15 protein-coding genes and 1 other RNA gene are annotated in these 16023 nt (G+C 57.8%); 12 read left to right on the top strand and 4 right to left on the bottom strand.

Going from position 1 to position 16023, the window contains the following annotated elements; genetic code table 11:
• The first annotated feature begins 88 nt into the window (after positions 1-88).
• From ssrA to ACWPWO_RS10340, 4 genes are all read left to right on the top strand, one after another.
• Positions 89-449, top strand: a transfer-messenger RNA (tmRNA) gene (gene ssrA, locus ACWPWO_RS10355).
• A gap of 236 nt (positions 450-685) precedes the next feature.
• Positions 686-856: a hypothetical protein gene (locus ACWPWO_RS10350; RefSeq protein ID WP_454006542.1), complete on the top strand. Its 171-nt coding sequence runs from the start codon at positions 686-688 to the stop codon at positions 854-856.
• 47 nt (positions 857-903) lie between these two features.
• The gene (locus ACWPWO_RS10345) at positions 904-1881 is read left to right on the top strand and encodes a hypothetical protein (protein WP_454006541.1); all 978 of its coding nucleotides are present in this window, start codon (positions 904-906) and stop codon (positions 1879-1881) included.
• A gap of 1085 nt (positions 1882-2966) precedes the next feature.
• Positions 2967-3932, top strand: coding sequence for a hypothetical protein (locus ACWPWO_RS10340; RefSeq protein WP_454006540.1), 966 nt, complete (start codon positions 2967-2969; stop codon positions 3930-3932).
• Positions 3933-4241: 309 nt separating this feature from the next.
• On the opposite strand, the gene ACWPWO_RS10335 is transcribed toward ACWPWO_RS10340, so the two are convergent.
• A complete protein-coding gene (locus ACWPWO_RS10335) occupies positions 4242-5318 on the bottom strand; it encodes a D-alanine--D-alanine ligase family protein (RefSeq protein WP_454006539.1) in 1077 nt (358 codons plus the stop codon).
• A gap of 522 nt (positions 5319-5840) precedes the next feature.
• Here ACWPWO_RS10335 and ACWPWO_RS10330 point away from each other — a divergent pair.
• Entirely contained in the window at positions 5841-6794 is a 954-nt protein-coding gene (locus ACWPWO_RS10330; RefSeq protein WP_454006538.1) for a hypothetical protein, read from the top strand.
• 226 nt (positions 6795-7020) lie between these two features.
• Here the strand turns inward: ACWPWO_RS10330 and ACWPWO_RS10325 are convergent, their stop codons facing one another.
• Positions 7021-8304, bottom strand: a complete 1284-nt coding sequence (locus tag ACWPWO_RS10325; RefSeq protein ID WP_454006537.1) for a pyridoxal phosphate-dependent aminotransferase — start codon at positions 8302-8304, stop codon at positions 7021-7023.
• Between the two features lie 275 nt (positions 8305-8579).
• On the opposite strand from ACWPWO_RS10325, the gene ACWPWO_RS10320 reads away from it, so the two are divergent.
• Positions 8580-9086, top strand: a complete 507-nt coding sequence (locus tag ACWPWO_RS10320; protein ID WP_454006536.1) for a MarR family winged helix-turn-helix transcriptional regulator — start codon at positions 8580-8582, stop codon at positions 9084-9086.
• Positions 9083-9862 (top strand): DNA alkylation repair protein, encoded by a 780-nt coding sequence (locus ACWPWO_RS10315; protein WP_454006535.1) that lies wholly within the window; start codon positions 9083-9085, stop codon positions 9860-9862. Before ACWPWO_RS10320 ends, ACWPWO_RS10315 begins: the two co-directional genes overlap by 4 nt.
• 16 nt (positions 9863-9878) lie before the next feature.
• Here ACWPWO_RS10315 and ACWPWO_RS10310 read toward each other — a convergent pair whose 3' ends face one another.
• A complete protein-coding gene (locus ACWPWO_RS10310; RefSeq protein WP_454006534.1) occupies positions 9879-11006 on the bottom strand; it encodes a metallophosphoesterase in 1128 nt (375 codons plus the stop codon).
• A gap of 262 nt (positions 11007-11268) precedes the next feature.
• Here ACWPWO_RS10310 and ACWPWO_RS10305 point away from each other — a divergent pair, with 262 nt between their 5' ends.
• The 3 genes from ACWPWO_RS10305 (at position 11269) to ACWPWO_RS10295 (ending at position 14011) form a co-directional block, all read left to right on the top strand.
• The gene (locus tag ACWPWO_RS10305; protein WP_454006533.1) at positions 11269-11451 is read left to right on the top strand and encodes a CsbD family protein; all 183 of its coding nucleotides are present in this window, start codon (positions 11269-11271) and stop codon (positions 11449-11451) included.
• A 94-nt stretch (positions 11452-11545) separates the two neighbouring features.
• Positions 11546-11866 carry a hypothetical protein gene (locus ACWPWO_RS10300; protein WP_454007472.1) on the top strand — a complete coding sequence of 107 codons (321 nt, stop codon included), beginning with the start codon at positions 11546-11548 and terminating at the stop codon, positions 11864-11866.
• 72 nt (positions 11867-11938) lie between these two features.
• Positions 11939-14011 (top strand): catalase, encoded by a 2073-nt coding sequence (locus tag ACWPWO_RS10295; protein WP_454006532.1) that lies wholly within the window; start codon positions 11939-11941, stop codon positions 14009-14011.
• Positions 14012-14047: 36 nt separating this feature from the next.
• Here ACWPWO_RS10295 and ACWPWO_RS10290 read toward each other — a convergent pair whose 3' ends face one another.
• On the bottom strand, positions 14048-14833 hold the full coding sequence (locus tag ACWPWO_RS10290; RefSeq protein WP_454006531.1) for a hypothetical protein: 786 nt from the start codon (positions 14831-14833) through the stop codon (positions 14048-14050).
• Positions 14834-14996: 163 nt separating this feature from the next.
• Between ACWPWO_RS10290 and ACWPWO_RS10285 the strand changes: the two genes are divergently transcribed.
• Together ACWPWO_RS10285 and ACWPWO_RS10280 are read left to right on the top strand one after the other, a co-directional pair.
• The gene (locus ACWPWO_RS10285; protein WP_394065828.1) at positions 14997-15485 is read left to right on the top strand and encodes a DUF2165 family protein; all 489 of its coding nucleotides are present in this window, start codon (positions 14997-14999) and stop codon (positions 15483-15485) included.
• A gap of 208 nt (positions 15486-15693) precedes the next feature.
• The gene (locus ACWPWO_RS10280; RefSeq protein ID WP_394060568.1) at positions 15694-16023 is read left to right on the top strand and encodes a hypothetical protein; all 330 of its coding nucleotides are present in this window, start codon (positions 15694-15696) and stop codon (positions 16021-16023) included.

The raw sequence follows: 16023 nt of genomic DNA, 5'->3' as shown, positions 1-16023 counted from the left end.
ACGAGCCCGGCCAGCTCTGGGAAAACGTTTATTCTAGCACTTTGGTATGTACATTTATGGGCGCTTATGGTACGCTTTCTAATCCACAGGGGCCGACATGGCTTCGACGTGGGTCAAGAAACAGAGCAGGGCGTGTCGAGCACCAGTACGCTCGTAAATCCACTGGAAAACTACAAACGCCAACGACGAGCGTTTCGCTCTCGCCGCTTAAGGCTGAGCCGCTGCACTAATTTGTCTTTGGGTTAGGTAGGGCAACCTACAGCAGCGTCACTTACAAAGAATCGAATCGGCCTGGGCCACGCAGTCCGGTTCTAAATCCTAGTGGCTCGCCAAGGAAAGGCCTGTCGGTTGGCACAGTCCAAGGTTAAACTCTAAAATCAATCGACTACACATGTAGAACTGCCTGCGGACGACTTGCGGACGGGGGTTCAATTCCCCCGACTCCACCAAGTTTCTCTAAAAGCCAAGGACTTAGCGGTCCTTGGTTTTTTCTTTTCCAGGCCTGCTTCGGCACGCTTTGGGCCTGCTCATCAGACCGTCTTGCTCATCGACGATGCAGTGTCAGCGCGTGGGCGACCTTGGCGGACCAGTCGTGCAAGCCCGCTGAGCGATACGTCCTGTACTCCCCGCATGGCTTTCTGAACACCTCATTCACCGCTCTGCGCCGTCGGAGCCGCCCGGGCACATGTCTAGCGTCATTTCCGCTGTCCTGCTGTGGGGCTGCTTGGCCCGCCGCAGCGCTTCGCGTTTGAGCTTGCCCCTGATGTTCCCGGGAGGATTTGGGGAATATTTGCAGGCGATGCTGGTCAGGCTGTTGCAAGACGCCATTTTGATTGAAGGAATGGAACCTTTGTAGCGTAACTGGTACTTATTTGTACAAATTTTATTGTCAAGGGGAAAGAAATGGCCAGCTCCATATTGTCCGATAAGTTCAGTAATTATTACAGAACTCACCGGATAAGCGAATCGCGCCTGGAACGCCTGAAAGATCCGGACAAGAACAAGGCGACGCATTTGGGTTTGTGGGATAAGTTCAAAGATCTGTTTTTGACGAATAAAAAGCAAGATGCATTGAATGCTTTGCATGATGCGATCCATGGAGATTCGGCATCAAGCAAGCTGGAGGCTTTTGGAACCTTGAAGTCGTGTGCTGGGCAGGCATACCAGGATCGGTTTACCAAGCAAATCGACGACGCTGGAAAGATTTCGCTGCTCATTGATAAAGACCTGGTCACCACTTGCTCCGTCAAGGAGGCCCTCTACATCGACGACGACGTGTCACTGCACCCCATGACGAATGAGGAGAAAGGGCTTTTCATTAGAATATTGGATGTTACCAAGGAGCAAGAGCGTTTGATTGGCGTATCCGACGGTGCAGAGACGGCGCGCAGAAATGCTGTGAGAGAGAGCATAAGAGAAGCTCTTTATGCGGTATACAGGCCCGATGAAAAATCGACGCGTTTACCTGCGGACTGGAAAGGCGGCAATATTGATGAGTTGGCGGAAAATTTGAAATGTTTGAATGCGAATAGTTTTGATCTGCCGACTCAATTCTACAAAATTGGCTATCAATATGATCCAATGATGGAAGCTCTCGAATTTAAAATGGTTCATCCTGTGATATCTTATATGATGGGCGCGTATGTGAACGCGGATGATTTTGATGGAAGTCGAGGTTATATAAAAGAGGACTGGGTATTTCAGAATAGTTTTTTGCTGAAAGAGCATAATAGCGATTACGAATCGTATTTGAATAAAAAAAATGAAATAGACAAGCAGTTTAGTGCGATTTATGAATTACACGACAAGACTCTTTGCATACAATTAAACGGGAGCGGCCGAAACTATTTGTGCATGCCTGGCATGACCGAAAACTCCTAGCTGACGGCGCGTATTCCGGCGTCTGCCGCCATGACGAAGACGACGCCTGATCAAGGGGAAGGGAGGCGTCCTCTAGCGCATGCATGGCGGCCGGGCCGGGCTTTGCGGTTGGCGATGGAGGACACACCAGCATGAAAACCGGGACGGGCGCCGCCGGCTCAGGGCGGAGACGAAAAGCTGGTCCGACAAAGAAATGGCGTGGGCGGCTCCAGGCGCGAAATGCCCGGGAAGAATGCCGGCGGTCAGTCTGATCACGATCTGCATAACCGAGCTGCCATGAAGAATGAACCCGAACGTCAATAAATGTTGAGCGATCAAACGGAGCATGATGTCGACCTTGGGTAGCAACTGTCGACTACGAGGCCAGATAAGATGAATTGGTAAGCCCGGAGTCGATAGGTGAGGCATGATTTCCACTAGATCGCCGCGTTGTAGTTCATCGCGTATCAGTCGCCAGTTGGGAGATGCCGTAGCCTTCTTTGACTGCTTGCACCTGAGCCTCTCCGCTACCGACTATGATCCTGCCTCTCATGATGCGTCTCTCGATCTGGCCGTTGGGTCCGCTGAAGCACAAGGACGGCCACGCCGTCCGCGCTATCTTGTCCCGCCCTGAACGGAAGGGCTTGTCGCGCGCCGGGGCGTTGCACACAATCACTTCAATCCGGCGCAGGGCATTGGCGATTCAGCATCAGCGCGAACCGCGAATCCAATGGCTTTCAGCTCCGTTTTGCCGCCAGCGCCCACGTCAGCGCGTGGGCGACCTTGGTGCTCCTATCCATTTCAGTCGCGCAAGCCCACTGAACGACATGTCCTGTGTTTCTCGCATGGATTGCTGAACACCCCATTCACAGCCCCCGCCGACGGAGCAGCCCGGGCACATATCTAGCGTCATTTCAGCGGGACTGCTTGGCCCGCCGCAGCGCTTCGCGTTTGAGCTTGCCCCTGATGTTCCCGGGAGGACTTGGGGAAGATTTCCAGGTGCTGCTGGTCAGGCTGATGCAAGACGCCATGCTGGTTGCATGAATGGAACCTTTGCGGCGTAACTGGTACTTATTTGTACAATTTTTATTGTTAAGGGGAAAGAAATGGCCAACTCCATATTGTCCGATAAGTTCAGTAACTATTACAGCACCCATCAGATAAGTGAATCGCGCCTGGAACGCCTGAAAGACCCGGACAAGGCCAAGGCGACGCATTTGGGCTTATGGGATAAGTTCAAAGATCTATTTTTGACGAATAAAAAGCAAGATGCATTGAATGCTTTGCATGATGCGATCCATGGGAGCTCGGCGACAGGCAAGCTGGAAGCTTTTGAGACCTTGAAGTCGTGTGCTGGACAGGCATACCAGGATCGGTTTACCAAGCAAATTGATGACGAGGGTATAATTTCGCTCCTCATTGATGAAGACCTTGTCACGACTTGCTCTGTCAAGGAGGCGCTCTACATCAATGATGACGTAGCACTACTCCCCATGACGGCTGATGAAAAAGGGTTGTTTCTTAAAATTCTGGATATTGCCAAAGAGAAAGACAGGTCTATTAGCGGTGAGGCTGTAATAGGGAAACGCAGAGATGCGATCTGCGAGGAAATACTGGGTGATCTTTATGCTGTGTATAGGCCATCAGAAGATCCAGCGCGTGCAACTGTGGAGTGGAAAGGGGATGGGGCTGGGTGGGAGATAGATGATTTGAAGTGGTTGAACTCAGGGGAGTTTGATCCTTTTACGCAATTTAATAGAATTGGCTATCAATATAATTCCATAATGGAAGTAGTGGAGTTCAAAATGGTTCATCCTGCTATTTCATTTCTGTTGGGAACATATTCAAACGTAGAAGAAACTGCCAGGGAAATGGGTTTGGATAAGAATCTGATTATGAAAAGCGGCTCTGATTTTCTGAATGTGATAAATGGGGACTATGTTAATTATCAAGAAAAAAAACCGGCTATAGATAAAACGCTTAATGATATTTATGAATTACACAACGGTACGCTTTGCATAGGAACCGAGAGCGGTAGCCGAAACCGTTTGACTGTATTTGAGAAAGCTTAAGTCTCCGGTTGACGACGCGTATTTTGACGCCTGCCGCCACCACGAAGGCGGCTGCATCAATCGATTGCACATGTAGACCCGCTTGCGGACGTGGCTTCGATTTCCCCCGACTCTACAAAGTTTCTCCAAACGCCAAGGACTTGACGGTTCTTGGCGTTTATTCCGTGGCCTTCGGTCCGCTCCAGAAAGCCGGGTGTTGCCTGCCCGTGGCATTTTGTGGCCATAGGCGGCTTGCGCCTTCTCGTGAAATGCACTGACAGATGCAGTCTGAAATCAGTGGTACAGTCCAGCGTATGCGGGTTTACCGCGCTAAACAGTTCGGTTTGCTCGCGACAGGCCATGCTTGACCAAACGGTCGATCAGCTCTGGATAGCTGACACCGCTTGCCGCCATAACCTTGGAATACATGCTGATGTCGGTGAAGCCCGGAATGGTATTGAGTTCGTTGACGAGAATTCTCATGTCCGAGGTAACAAAGAAATCCGCTCGAGCCATGCCGTCACAACCGAGAGCTCGAAAGGCCTTCAACGCCATGGTCCGGATTTCATCCTCAAGCACGGCAGGCAAATCGGCCGGCACCGTTAGAGCTGCTCCGTCCTTATCGATGTATTTGGCAGAATAGGTGTAGAAACCGTGGCTTTTCGCCGGGAGAATTTCGCCCGTCCGCGACACGAACAGGTCGCCCTTGTCATCCTCCAAAATAGCGCATTCGATTTCGCGCCCGCGAATGAACTCTTCGGCAAGCAGTTTACGGTCGTAGCGGAATCCTCCTGTCAGAGCTGCCTCGTAGTCTGCTACGGGCGAGACTTTGCTGACTCCAGCAGACGAGCCCTGGCGGGCTGGCTTGATGAAGATCGGAACGCCGAGCACGCCTTTGCGGTGGTCGAAGGATGGAACGAAATCCCTATGGATTGCAACTGATCGTGCTGCAGGCACACCGGCCTCATTGAACAGCCGCTTGGCAATATCTTTATCAAGCGCGTTGGCCGAGCCGGGCAGGCCGCATCCCGCAAACGGCACGCGGGCCACTTCGAACACCCCTTGCACTGTACCGTCTTCGCCATGAGGACCGTGTAGAACTGGAAAGACTATGTCGATCTTCGGCAGTTCATAGGGAGCTCCGTCTGAGGGAAGCGCTATAGCTCGTCCGTATCCCCCCGGCGTGAAGCAGACTTCGGTACCGCTTGACGGCTGGGCAAGCGACCCCTTCTCAAAGGTGCTTAGCAGCCATCGACCCTCTAGAGTCACGAAAATCGGGACGGCATCGTATTTTTCGGATGCCAGTGCGCTCATAACGTTGGTGGCCGAAAGCACCGAAACATCATGCTCCGCTGAACGCCCTCCATACAATACGCCGATACGCAGCTTGTTCGATGTGCCTGCCATGTTCGCCCTTTCCTATGAAACTTTGCTGAATCTCAGAGATTGCTCCAACCAACACGAGCGCGTTAGTAGTAATTCGTCCGTCTTGATCAACGGTTGCCGAAAAACCATTATGAGCCAGTCAAATAAGCTGACCAAGACCTGTCAATCAGAACTCAGGTTCGCTGGGCTATGCCCATACTGAGTAGAGAATCATGAAAATTGGGTTCGGGTAGCACGTGACTCTCTTGTTGCGCAGTTGTGGCACAGGCATGGTCCAGGTGCAGATGGGCTGCCAAGGCGACGGCCCGGCCGTTGAGCACAATGGTCACGGAGTCTGCGGCAATTCGCCAAACTGCATATCGCTCCCCATTGACCTGGTCTAGTTCAGCCTTGTTGCGGGTGACCTGAACCATGTGGCCCGCTTGGACTTCTGCCGTGCGTGTCGCCCGGGCACATGTCCAACGCCATTCTGATCGGAGGAATGGAACTTTTGTGTCGTAGCCAGCACTTATTCGTGTAACTTTAATTGAAAAAAGGACGGAAATGGCAAACTCTATTTTGTCTAACAGGTTCAGTAATTATTTCAGCACCCATAAAATCACTGAAGCGCGTCTGCAGAGCATGAAAGATCCGGATAAGAGCAAGGCGACGTATATGGGCTTGTGGGATAAGTTCAAAGACTTGTTTTCGACAGATAAAAAGCAGGATGCATTGAATGCCATGCATGATGCGATCCATGGGAATACGGCGACGGACAAGCTTGAGGCCTTTGATACGTTGAAGTCCTGCGCCGGACAAACATCCCAGGATCGGTTTACCAAGCAAATCGATGACGATGAAAAAATTTCGCTGCTCATCGATAAAGACCTTGTCACTACTTGCTCTGTCAAGGAGGCACTCTACATCAACGACGACGTGTCAATGCGTCCCATGACAACTGATGAAAAAAAACTGTTTCTTAAAACATTGGATGTTGTCAAGGAGAAAGACAGGACAATTGTTGATGCTCAAAAACTTATGGTCGGCGCACGCAGAGAAGCTGTAAGAAAGGAAATAAGGGACGATTTGAATGCTCTGTACAGGCCCGCGGAAAAGCCATTGAGCTCAAATGTGGAGTGGAAAGGCGACGAAATCAATGGTTCATTGGACGAGCTGAAATGCTTGAATATGGGAAATGGCAAGCCTCATACATTATTTCATAAGGTTGGTTATCAATATAATCCCATAATGGAATCTGTCGAGTTTCGAATGGTTCATCCTACGATCTCGTATCTGCTGGGGCAATATGTAAATGCAGATGAGATGGCTGCGAAATTTGATCAGGAAAAAGAAGATATTATGTTAAAGAATTCTAGTTATTTGAATTTATTTAATGAAGATTACGAAACGTATCAAAGCAATAAACCGGCTGTAGACAGCAAGCTTGAAGAGGTGTATCAATTACATGGCGATACTCTTTGCATAACAGTCGGTGGCGAGTGTCGAAATCACTTGTAATAGTAGTCTTCACTTATGGCAACCGGAGCCCTCGATTGACGACGCGTATCCTGGCGCCATTACGAAGGCGACGGCATCGGTCGACTGCACATGGAGATCTGCTTGCGGACGAGGGTTGAAGCTGCCCCCGACTCCAGCAAGTCTCTCCAAAGGCCAAGGACTTGGCGGTCCTTGGCTTTTTTCATTCCGGGGCCTTTGGTCCGCCCCAGGCAGCCTTGCCAGGCGCCTACGTCGCCTCGGCGGTCTTCACGGCCTGATTGGGCGCATCCGAAAATTCCGCTCGCTCCGTTCCGTGCTTGATGCGGTAGTCCTTGAGGAATTTGGCCATGCGGCTGATGGCTTCGCGCAGGTCCGGTTCGTGGGGCAGGAAGACCATGCGGAAGTGGTCGGGGTGGGGCCAGTTGAATCCCGTGCCCTGCACCAGCATGACGCGCGTGGCTTCGAGCAGTTGCAGGAAGAACAGGCGGTCGTCCTTGATGGGGTAGACCTCGGGGTCCAGCCGCGGGAACATGTACAGGGCGGCGTGCGGCATGACGCAGGTCACGCCTGGAATGGCGGTGATCAGTTCGTAGGCCAGGTCGCGCTGGCGGCGCAGGCGACCGCCTTCGCACACCAGGTCCTTGATGCTCTGGTAGCCGCCCAGGGCGGTCTGTATAGCCCATTGGCCCGGCACGTTGGCGCAGAGTTTCATGTTGGCGAGCATGCTCAGGCCTTCGATGTAGTCGGCCGCGGCGCTCTTGTCGCCCGAAATGACCAGCCAGCCCGCGCGGTAGCCGCAGGCCCTGTAGCTCTTGGACAGCGAATTGAAGGTCAGCGTCAGCACATCGGTGGACAGGCTGGCCAGGGCGGTGTGCTTGAGGTCGTCGAACAGCACCTTGTCGTAGACTTCGTCGGCCAGCAGCACCAGGCCATGCTCGCGGGCGATATCGACCAGAGCCTGGAGCACTGAGTCCGGATAGAGCACGCCGGTGGGATTGTTGGGATTGATCACGACGATGCCCTTGGTGCGCGGCGTGATCTTGGAACGGATGTCCTCCAGATCGGGGATCCAGCCGTTGGCCTCGTCGCACAGGTAGTGCACGGGGGTGCCGCCCGACAGGCTGGTCACCGCCGTCCAGAGCGGGTAGTCGGGCATGGGCAGCAGCAGTTCGTCGCCGTCATCGAGCAGCGCATTGGTCGCCATGGCGATCAGTTCCGAAGCGCCGTTGCCCAGGTAGATGTCTTCCAGCGTGACGCCTTCGATCCCCTGTTCCTGGGTGTAGTGCATGACGGCCTTGCGCGCAGCAAAAATGCCTTTGCTGTCCGAGTATCCGGCCGAGTTGGGCAGATTGCGGATCATGTCGAGCTGGATTTCCTCGGGGGCGTCGAAACCGAACACCGCCAGGTTGCCGATGTTCAGCTTGATGAGTTTCTGGCCCTCATCTTCCATTTGTTTGGCCCTATCCATGATGGGGCCGCGAATGTCGTACAGGACATTCGCCAGCTTGCTCGATTTCTTGATGGTTTTCATGGTGCTTGTGAATCGGATTCCGTTTCCGCGACTGAGGATCATTGCCAGGGCAGGGCAGGATGCATGCGCCGCAACATATTGCCTGGCCAGTGCAGCCTATTGTCGCACCTTCCTGGCTCCAGGTTTCGTTCATTTCCATGCTATCAGGCCTCAGAGCTCGAGAGCGATTGCTGGTTGATTGCATCGCAACATTTGCGCAACAGCGGCGGGATTCGAATACGGGGAGCTGGCGTTTCAGTTATATAATTCGATATCTAACTATATGATGTCAAGCTATGCAATTGGAACGAAAATACATGGCCCTGCTGGAAGACGCCCGGCAGCGGGGTGGCGCGGATCTGGGGGGCATGCAGCTGTGTTTCCAGATTCTGTCGTTAGCTGCGGGTATAGACAGGGACTGCGCGGCCCTGCTGTTTGCGCAGGGGCTGACCGAAGGGCGTTTCGTGCTGCTCTTTCTGTTGGACGTGGCGCCTGACGGCCTGGCTCCCCATGTGCTGGCCGAACGGGCGGGCGTGACGCGCGCCACGGTCACCGCCTTGCTGGAGGGACTGCAGCGCGCGGGTCTGGCCGAGCGCAGGGCGGATGCGAAGGACCGGCGCGCCCTGACCGTGCATTTGACAAGCAAGGGCAGGGCCGTGGCGCGGGAGATGGTGGCCGCTCATGCGCAGTGGATAGGCGGCCTGTTCGGGCATCTGTCCGGGCAGGAACGCAGCCAATTGTCGGACTTGCTGAACAAGGCGGCGCAAGGACGCGCCCCGGCGGAACAGGAGCGTGCATCATGAAAGAAACAGCTCGCAAAGGGTATGCCCGCGCGGCCGATATTCCGGCCGATGTCCTGTCGACCTTGTCGCGTGGCGAGATGGCCAGCGCGACCTTGTCCGAATCCTTGGCCATCGATCAGCGCATGCTGCTCGGCGCCGTGTTCCCGGAGTTGACCGAGGCTCAATGGGAAGAGCTCGATACGCTCTGCCAACTGGGCATACTCAAGCGCATGATGGGCGTGGGCGCATGGCCGCTGCAGTTCGGGGGGCGGCAGGCTTGGGAACGTTGCCGTGATCATGGTTCCGATACGGTGCGGGGCTGGTCCCGCTTCATGGTGGGCGCCGAACCGGACTTGAGTCTGGCGCAACGGCTGGAGAAGATGGAGTCCCTGGCGAATGATGCGCATTTCGGCGTTCGTGAATGGGCCTGGATGGCGCTGCGGCCGCATCTGGCCGCCGACCTGGATCGGGCCGTCGAGCTGCTGGGCGCCTGGTCTCTCTCGCCGTCCGCTTATCTGCGCCGCTTTTCTTGCGAAGCCTTGCGTCCTCGCGGCGTCTGGTGCGCGCACATTGCCGTGCTCAAGCGCGAGCCTGGGCGCATGCTGCCCATATTGTCCGCCTTGAGCGCGGATGACAGCGTCTACGTCCAGGATTCCGTGGCTAACTGGCTGAACGACGCCGCCAAGGACCAGGCGGACTGGGTGCGCAGCGTGTGCGCCCAATGGCAGGCGCAGGCTGCACAGGACGAGGCGACGCAGCGTATCTGCCGGCGCGCGCTCAGGAGCCTGACGCCCTAGCAGGAATGGCGGCCGATCAGGGGGCGCGGCGCAAGGTGATCAGCGTGATCTCCGAAGGCCTGCCGATGCGCAATGGCAAGCCGGCCCACAAGCCCGTGCCGTTGCTGACGTACAGCTGCATGTCGCCGACCTGGTAGACGCCGGATACAAAGCCTTCATTGGCCATTTGCACGATCTTGTGCAGACCGACGATCTGGCCTCCGTGGGTATGGCCCGACAATTGCAGGTCGGCGCCGGCCGCAGCGTTCACGGCTGCGCCGGCAGGGCGGTGGCTCAGCAGAATGACAGGCGTGCCGGCGGGAATGCCGGCCATGGCTGCGCGTACGTCGGGATGCGGCTGCCCGCGCTGGGCGGCGGTGGCGTCGGTGATTCCCGCCAGGGCGAAAGCAGCGCCGTTGCGTGTGATCAGCGCGTGCTCGTTGAGCAGCAGACGCAAGCCCAGGGCCTTGAAATGCGCAATCCACTGAATGTAGTTGGCGTAGTACTCGTGGTTGCCAACGACCGCGAAGACACCCTGCGGTGCCGCCAGATCCTGCAAGGGAGCAACGTCGGCCAGGCGGGCGGCGACACTGCCGTCTACCAGGTCGCCCGTGATGACGATCAGGTCGGGCTCGAGCGCATTGGTCTTGTTCACCACGGCGCGGATCCAGCCCCTCTGCAGCAGACGGCTGGCGTGCAGGTCGGTCAACTGCGCCAGCCTGAAGCCGTCCAGTTCGGCCGGCAGGCCCTTCAGGTTCACTTCCAATGCCTTGACGTCTGGAACATGCACTGCTTGCCAGACTCCCAGGGCGGACAAGGCCAGCGCGGCTGCGCCGACGGCGGTGCGTGCCGTTCGGGCGCCCAGCCAGCGCCGGCCGGCAGGGCGGTTCACGGCCCAGATCGCAAGACTGGCCAGGTCCAGCAGCAAGAGCAGGCAGGCCGCCAGCAGAATGCCGCCGAATGCCCAGCCCAGCACCATGATGAGCTCGCCCGGAATCTCCGGCGAGGCCCGCGTGCCCCAGAAGCTGGCCACGATGCGGTGGTGCAGCGACGCCGCCAGGACGAGGGCGGCCAGAACGCCTTTCAGCCAGGGCCGCAGAGGCAGAAGGAGCACGATGCGCCAGGATACGTACAGGGCGAGCAGGATGGCGACAGCTTGGAACACGACAGGAATCCAGAAAGAGGCCGGGAAGCGGCCGAGGGGCAAGTATAAGGCCTGGCGGCCTGCTTTTTTGTTCCCGTCCGGTAACTGGATGATTCTACAAGGCAAAAGCAGGGGCGGGGCGGTCATAGTTGCTCACGACTTGAGACGCCCGTTCGCACTCGGGCCCGGAAAAAAACCTAGGCTTTTCTTCACGAACCCGCCTGGCATGAGGCTTTTGCAGGCAGGTTGTCGCAAGCCTCGTTTTTTCAAGGAGCACACCGTCATGGACAAGGACCGTATCAAGGGCGTCGCCCATGAAGTCAAAGGCGCGATCAAGGAAACCGTGGGCAAAGTCACCGGCAACAGATCGGTGGAGCTGAAAGGCAAGGCGGAAAAGACCGCCGGCGCCCTGGAGCGCAAGGTGGGCGAGACCAAGGACGCCGTCCGCAAGGCGACCAAAACTTGAATCCGGCCATTGGCGATATTTTTTTCAAACCGAGAAGGAGAGTCAGATGAAATCCGTTTCCCTTGTACTCCAAAGCGTGTTTGCCGCATCCGTCATGACCCTGGGCCTTGGAGCCGCGCCGGCCTCGGCCGCCCAGGACGACAGTGCTATCAAGGCCCAGTATGACCAGGCCATGAAGCGCTGCGACGCCCTCAAGGGCAATGAAAAGGACGTCTGCGAGAAAGAAGCCAAGGCCCAGCGCGAAAGCGCCAAGGCGGACGCCAAAGAGGCCAAGGAAAGCGCCGAGGCGCATCAGGAGGCCGTCGAGGACAAGCGTGACGCCCAGTACAAAGTGGCCAAGGAGAAATGCGACGCCATGTCGGGCGATGCCAAGGACGCCTGCCTGGCCGAGGCCAAGACCAAGTACGGCCAATAAGCCGCCCATAGCCGATCAGGCCCCGTTCCCAGGCGGGGCCTGTTTTTTTGTCTTGCAAAGGAGGACCGCATCGTGGCCAAGAAACAGCCGACAGCACCCGTACAGACCCGTCACGGCCAAGGAGGCGAGCCGCACCAGAGCGGCTACCAGGGCCTGACCACCAACCATGGCATGCCCATATCGGATAACCAGAATTCGCTGCGCGCGGGTGCGCGCGGCCCGACCTTGCTGGAAGATTTCGTCTTGCGCGAGAAGATCTTCCACTTCGATCATGAACGCATCCCTGAACGCATCGTGCACGCTCGCGGCACCGGCGCGCACGGGTTCTTCGAATGCCTGCATCCCATACCGGAGTTGACGCGCGCTTCCCTGTTCCAGAAGGCGGGCGCGCGCGTGCCGGTCTTCTGCCGTTTTTCCACGGTGGCCGGCTCCAAGGGGTCCAAGGATACGCCCCGCGACGTGCGCGGCTTTGCCGTCAAGTTCTACACGGACGAGGGCAACTGGGACCTGGTGGGCAACAATATGCCCGTGTTCTTCATCCAGGACGCCATCAAGTTTCCGGACCTGATCCATGCCGTCAAACCCGAGGCGGATCGCGGCTTTCCGCAGGCGGCCTCGGCGCACGATACCTTCTGGGATTTCGTCTCGCTGATGCCGGAATCCATGCATATGGTGTTGTGGCTGATGTCCGATCGGGCCCTGCCGCGTTCGTTCCGCATGATGGAGGGTTTTGGCGTGCATACCTTCCAGTTGGTCAACGAACAGGGGCAGGCGCATTTCGTGAAGTTCCACTGGAAGCCCAAGCAGGGCATGCAGTCGACCTTGTGGGACGAAGCCGTCAAGATCTCCGGAGCCGACCCGGACTATCTGCGCCGCGACCTGTATGAAGCAATTCAGAGCGGCGCATTTCCGGAGTGGGAACTGGGCATACAGGTGTTCGACCAACAGTGGGCCAGCCAGCAGGATTACGATGTGCTGGATCCCACCAAGCTGATACCGGAGGAGGCCCTGCCGGTAAAGATCATTGGCCGGCTGGTGCTGGACCGCTATCCGGACAATTTCTTCGCAGAAACCGAACAGGTCGCGTTCCTGCCGTCCAACGTTGTGCCCGGTATCGATTTTTCCGATGATCCCCTGCTGCAGGGGAGGCTGTTTTCCTACATGGACACGCAGAAGTCGCGCCTGGGCACCACCAACTTCCACCAGATTCCGGTGAACGCGCCGCGCTGTCCGTTCCACAACTTCCAGCGCGACGGCATGATGCAGACCCAGGTCTTCAAGGGCCGGGCCACGTATGAGCCCAACAGCCTGGGCGAAGTTGGCGAGCCGACAGGGCCGCGCGAGCAGGAGCATGGCTTTCGCACGGTGGGCAGCGCGCCGCAGGACGCGGCCAAGCTGCGGGTGCGCGCCGAATCCTTCGCGGACCATTACACCCAGGCGCGGCTGTTCTACCGCTCCCAGTCCGAGATCGAGCAGGAGCATCTGATCGCCGGCCTGGTGTTCGAACTGTCCAAGGTGCAGCTCAACCATGTGCGCCTGCGCGTGCTGTCCCATATGCGAGTGATCGACGAGGGCCTGGCCCAGCGGGCCGCCCAGGGCCTGGGGCTGGAGCTGCCCGAGCCGGCCGTGCCTGTCGTGCCGCCGCGCGACATGCCTCCGTCGGCCGCCCTGTCCATCCTGGCGCACAAGCCGCCTGCCGCCGGCCGCTGCCTGGGGATCCTGGTGACGGACGGAGCCGACGACGCCCTGGTCGGCCTGCTGCGCAAGACGGCGGAGCAGGCCGGGGTTGCGGTCAAGATCGTGGCCCCGCGCGTGGGCGGGGTGACACTGGCCTCCGGCAGGCGCCTGCCGGCCGACGAGAAGATAGACGGGGCGCCGTCGGTGCTGTTCGACGCCGTGGCCTTGCTCATGAACGAGAGCGAAGCCGGCAAGCTGTGCAATTGCAAGGCCGCGGTGGATTTCGTGTCGGATGCCTATGGACACCTGAAGGCCCTGGGCCATGACGGCGGGGCCAAGCCCCTGCTGGAGCGGGCCGGAGTGTCCACCGACAAGGGCGTGTTCGTCATCAAGACGGGCGGTGATCTGGTGGGCAAGGTGGCGACGCGCTTCTGGGAACGCCGTCACCAGATCAACGGCACGGCGTGACGGGTGGGGGCGGAACCGCCCCCGTTTCCGTGCGGGTCAGAAGCGCCAGCTCAGTCCGAGAACCGGTCCCGACAGACGGGCGTCGAAGACATGACCCGCGCGGCGCGAGTCCACCTCCAGAATCTTGTAGCCGGCGGCCACGCTGAAGCGTTCGGACAGATCGTAGTTCAAAGTCAGCACAGCCTGGCGGCTGCGGCGCGAGCCGGCGCCGAACCCCCCCAGGCCGGCCTGGGCCTGCACGGAGAAGCGCTCGTCGAGACGGTAGAATGCGCGCAGGCCGATCATGGGGTCCACCCAGTTGAAACTTTCCCTGTAGGAGGTGGAAAGCGGTCCAGCCTGCAGGCGAGCGCGCGTGCTCACGTCCCAGAAGGAGGCTCCGGCCAGCACATCCAGGCTTGCCTGTTCCGACTGCAGGATCCGATAGCCGCCTTGCAGCGAGGTCATGAACAGGCGATTGTCCACCTTGCCTTCCAGGGCGCCCGGCAGGGGCAGGCCGTCAACGATTCTGCTTTCGCTGCTGTCCACATAGAGCAGGTCGCCCGACAATACATAGCGAGCGCGGCGCGCCCAGAGGTTGACGAATCCGCCCGCGTTCAGGTCCCGCCAGACATCGTTAAAGGATTTTTCAATACCGATCGTGGGGCCGCGCTTGAAGGGAGAGACATCGCCTTTCAAGCCCGTCACCCAGAGATAAGGAGTGAGCTGCAGTGCGTGCGCGGCGCCGGGCCCCGCTGTCCGATCCGGCCCGGCCATGGCCGCCAGGGGCGCAAGGCCCAGCAGCATCAGCCACGGGCCGTGTTTGAGCATGCGGGAAAGAGTCATGGGGCGTCTTCCATCTGCCGACGTTCGCAGGCCGGCAAGATAACGGCGGGCTAGGATTCGAATGGGCCTCAATGTAGCACGGGAACCTGCCGGGTTCCGGTATTGCCATGCAGGTCGGGCTCTTTGATTACAATCGCGCATCATCAACAAAAAAGGGGGAATGATCATGATTCGTCTGTCCAAGACATTGCTGGTGGCGGCCATTGGCTTTTTTGCATTTCTGGTCGCCTTCGGCAACATCACGGATTACGGCACCAATTTCGCTTTCGTGCAGCACGTCTTCCTGATGGACACCATCTTTCCGGATGCCGCCATCAAGTATCGGGCCATCGATACGCCCTGGATCCATCATGCGGGCTATATCGGCATCATCGCGCTGGAAAGCCTGACGGCCATTCTGTGCCTGGCGGGCGCCTGGATCATGTTCAAGAACCGGCATGGCCTGGATTTCAATAAATCCAAGCGCGTGGCCGTGGCCGGACTTACTTTGGGGTTTCTGACCTGGCAGGTGGCGTTCATGTCCGTGGGCGGCGAATGGTTCGGCATGTGGATGTCCAAGACCTGGAACGGCGTGCCGGATGCCTTCCGTTTTTTCATCACCATTTTGCTGGTGCTGATTTACGTGGTGCAGCGCGACGAGTTCGACGATTGAGCCCGGATATATATTTGCGGCACACGCGAAGCCGCCTGCCCGAGCAGGCGGTTTTTTTACAGGCCGCATTCCGGACCGGCGCCATGCCCATGTCGTGTTGCTGTGCCTGGTGCCGGGGGTGAAGCTGCCCGTGTAGTCCGCGCTGGCGCGCGGGCGCCGACCTTCGGTATGCTGCATGTATTGTCCAACCACTTTACAGGAGGTCGATATGCATCTGTTCTATCTGTGCAGGGAAGAGGTTGACAGTCTGGCGCGTCTGGTGCGGCTGGCGATGGAGGCCGGGCCAAGGCGCGAAGTCGGCTTCACGCCGCAGGAATTGAACCTGCGCGCAGCGCTGGAGGCGCTGGAAGACCCCAAGCTCTCTGAACTGCTGGCCGGCGCGCGCATCGCCCCCGACCGTTACGAGGCGGGACTGGCGGACGAGGACTATCGGGAAAAGGTGCTGGAGCTGGAAACCCGGGACACGTCCTACCTGATCGACCAACTGATGGGCAGCTATACGCAATTGCCGCTTTTCTTCAAGCACCTGGAGTTCTGA

This window comes from Alcaligenes sp. Marseille-Q7550 (assembly GCF_965112015.1).
This window is presented reverse-complemented; position numbering and strand designations above follow the sequence as displayed.

Excerpts from the sequence above, each read along its gene's own strand:
- ACWPWO_RS10350 (WP_454006542.1), top strand. The coding sequence starts at position 686 with ATGTCTAGCGTCATTTCCGCTGTCCTGCTGTGGGGCTGCTTGGCCCGC.
- ACWPWO_RS10345 (WP_454006541.1), top strand. The coding sequence starts at position 904 with ATGGCCAGCTCCATATTGTCCGATAAGTTCAGTAATTATTACAGAACT.
- ACWPWO_RS10340 (WP_454006540.1), top strand. The coding sequence starts at position 2,967 with ATGGCCAACTCCATATTGTCCGATAAGTTCAGTAACTATTACAGCACC.
- ACWPWO_RS10335 (WP_454006539.1), bottom strand. The coding sequence starts at position 5,318 with ATGGCAGGCACATCGAACAAGCTGCGTATCGGCGTATTGTATGGAGGG.
- ACWPWO_RS10330 (WP_454006538.1), top strand. The coding sequence starts at position 5,841 with ATGGCAAACTCTATTTTGTCTAACAGGTTCAGTAATTATTTCAGCACC.
- ACWPWO_RS10325 (WP_454006537.1), bottom strand. The coding sequence starts at position 8,304 with ATGAAAACCATCAAGAAATCGAGCAAGCTGGCGAATGTCCTGTACGAC.
- ACWPWO_RS10320 (WP_454006536.1), top strand. The coding sequence starts at position 8,580 with ATGCAATTGGAACGAAAATACATGGCCCTGCTGGAAGACGCCCGGCAG.
- ACWPWO_RS10315 (WP_454006535.1), top strand. The coding sequence starts at position 9,083 with ATGAAAGAAACAGCTCGCAAAGGGTATGCCCGCGCGGCCGATATTCCG.
- ACWPWO_RS10305 (WP_454006533.1), top strand. The coding sequence starts at position 11,269 with ATGGACAAGGACCGTATCAAGGGCGTCGCCCATGAAGTCAAAGGCGCG.
- ACWPWO_RS10300 (WP_454007472.1), top strand. The coding sequence starts at position 11,546 with ATGACCCTGGGCCTTGGAGCCGCGCCGGCCTCGGCCGCCCAGGACGAC.
- ACWPWO_RS10290 (WP_454006531.1), bottom strand. The coding sequence starts at position 14,833 with ATGACTCTTTCCCGCATGCTCAAACACGGCCCGTGGCTGATGCTGCTG.
- ACWPWO_RS10280 (WP_394060568.1), top strand. The coding sequence starts at position 15,694 with ATGCATCTGTTCTATCTGTGCAGGGAAGAGGTTGACAGTCTGGCGCGT.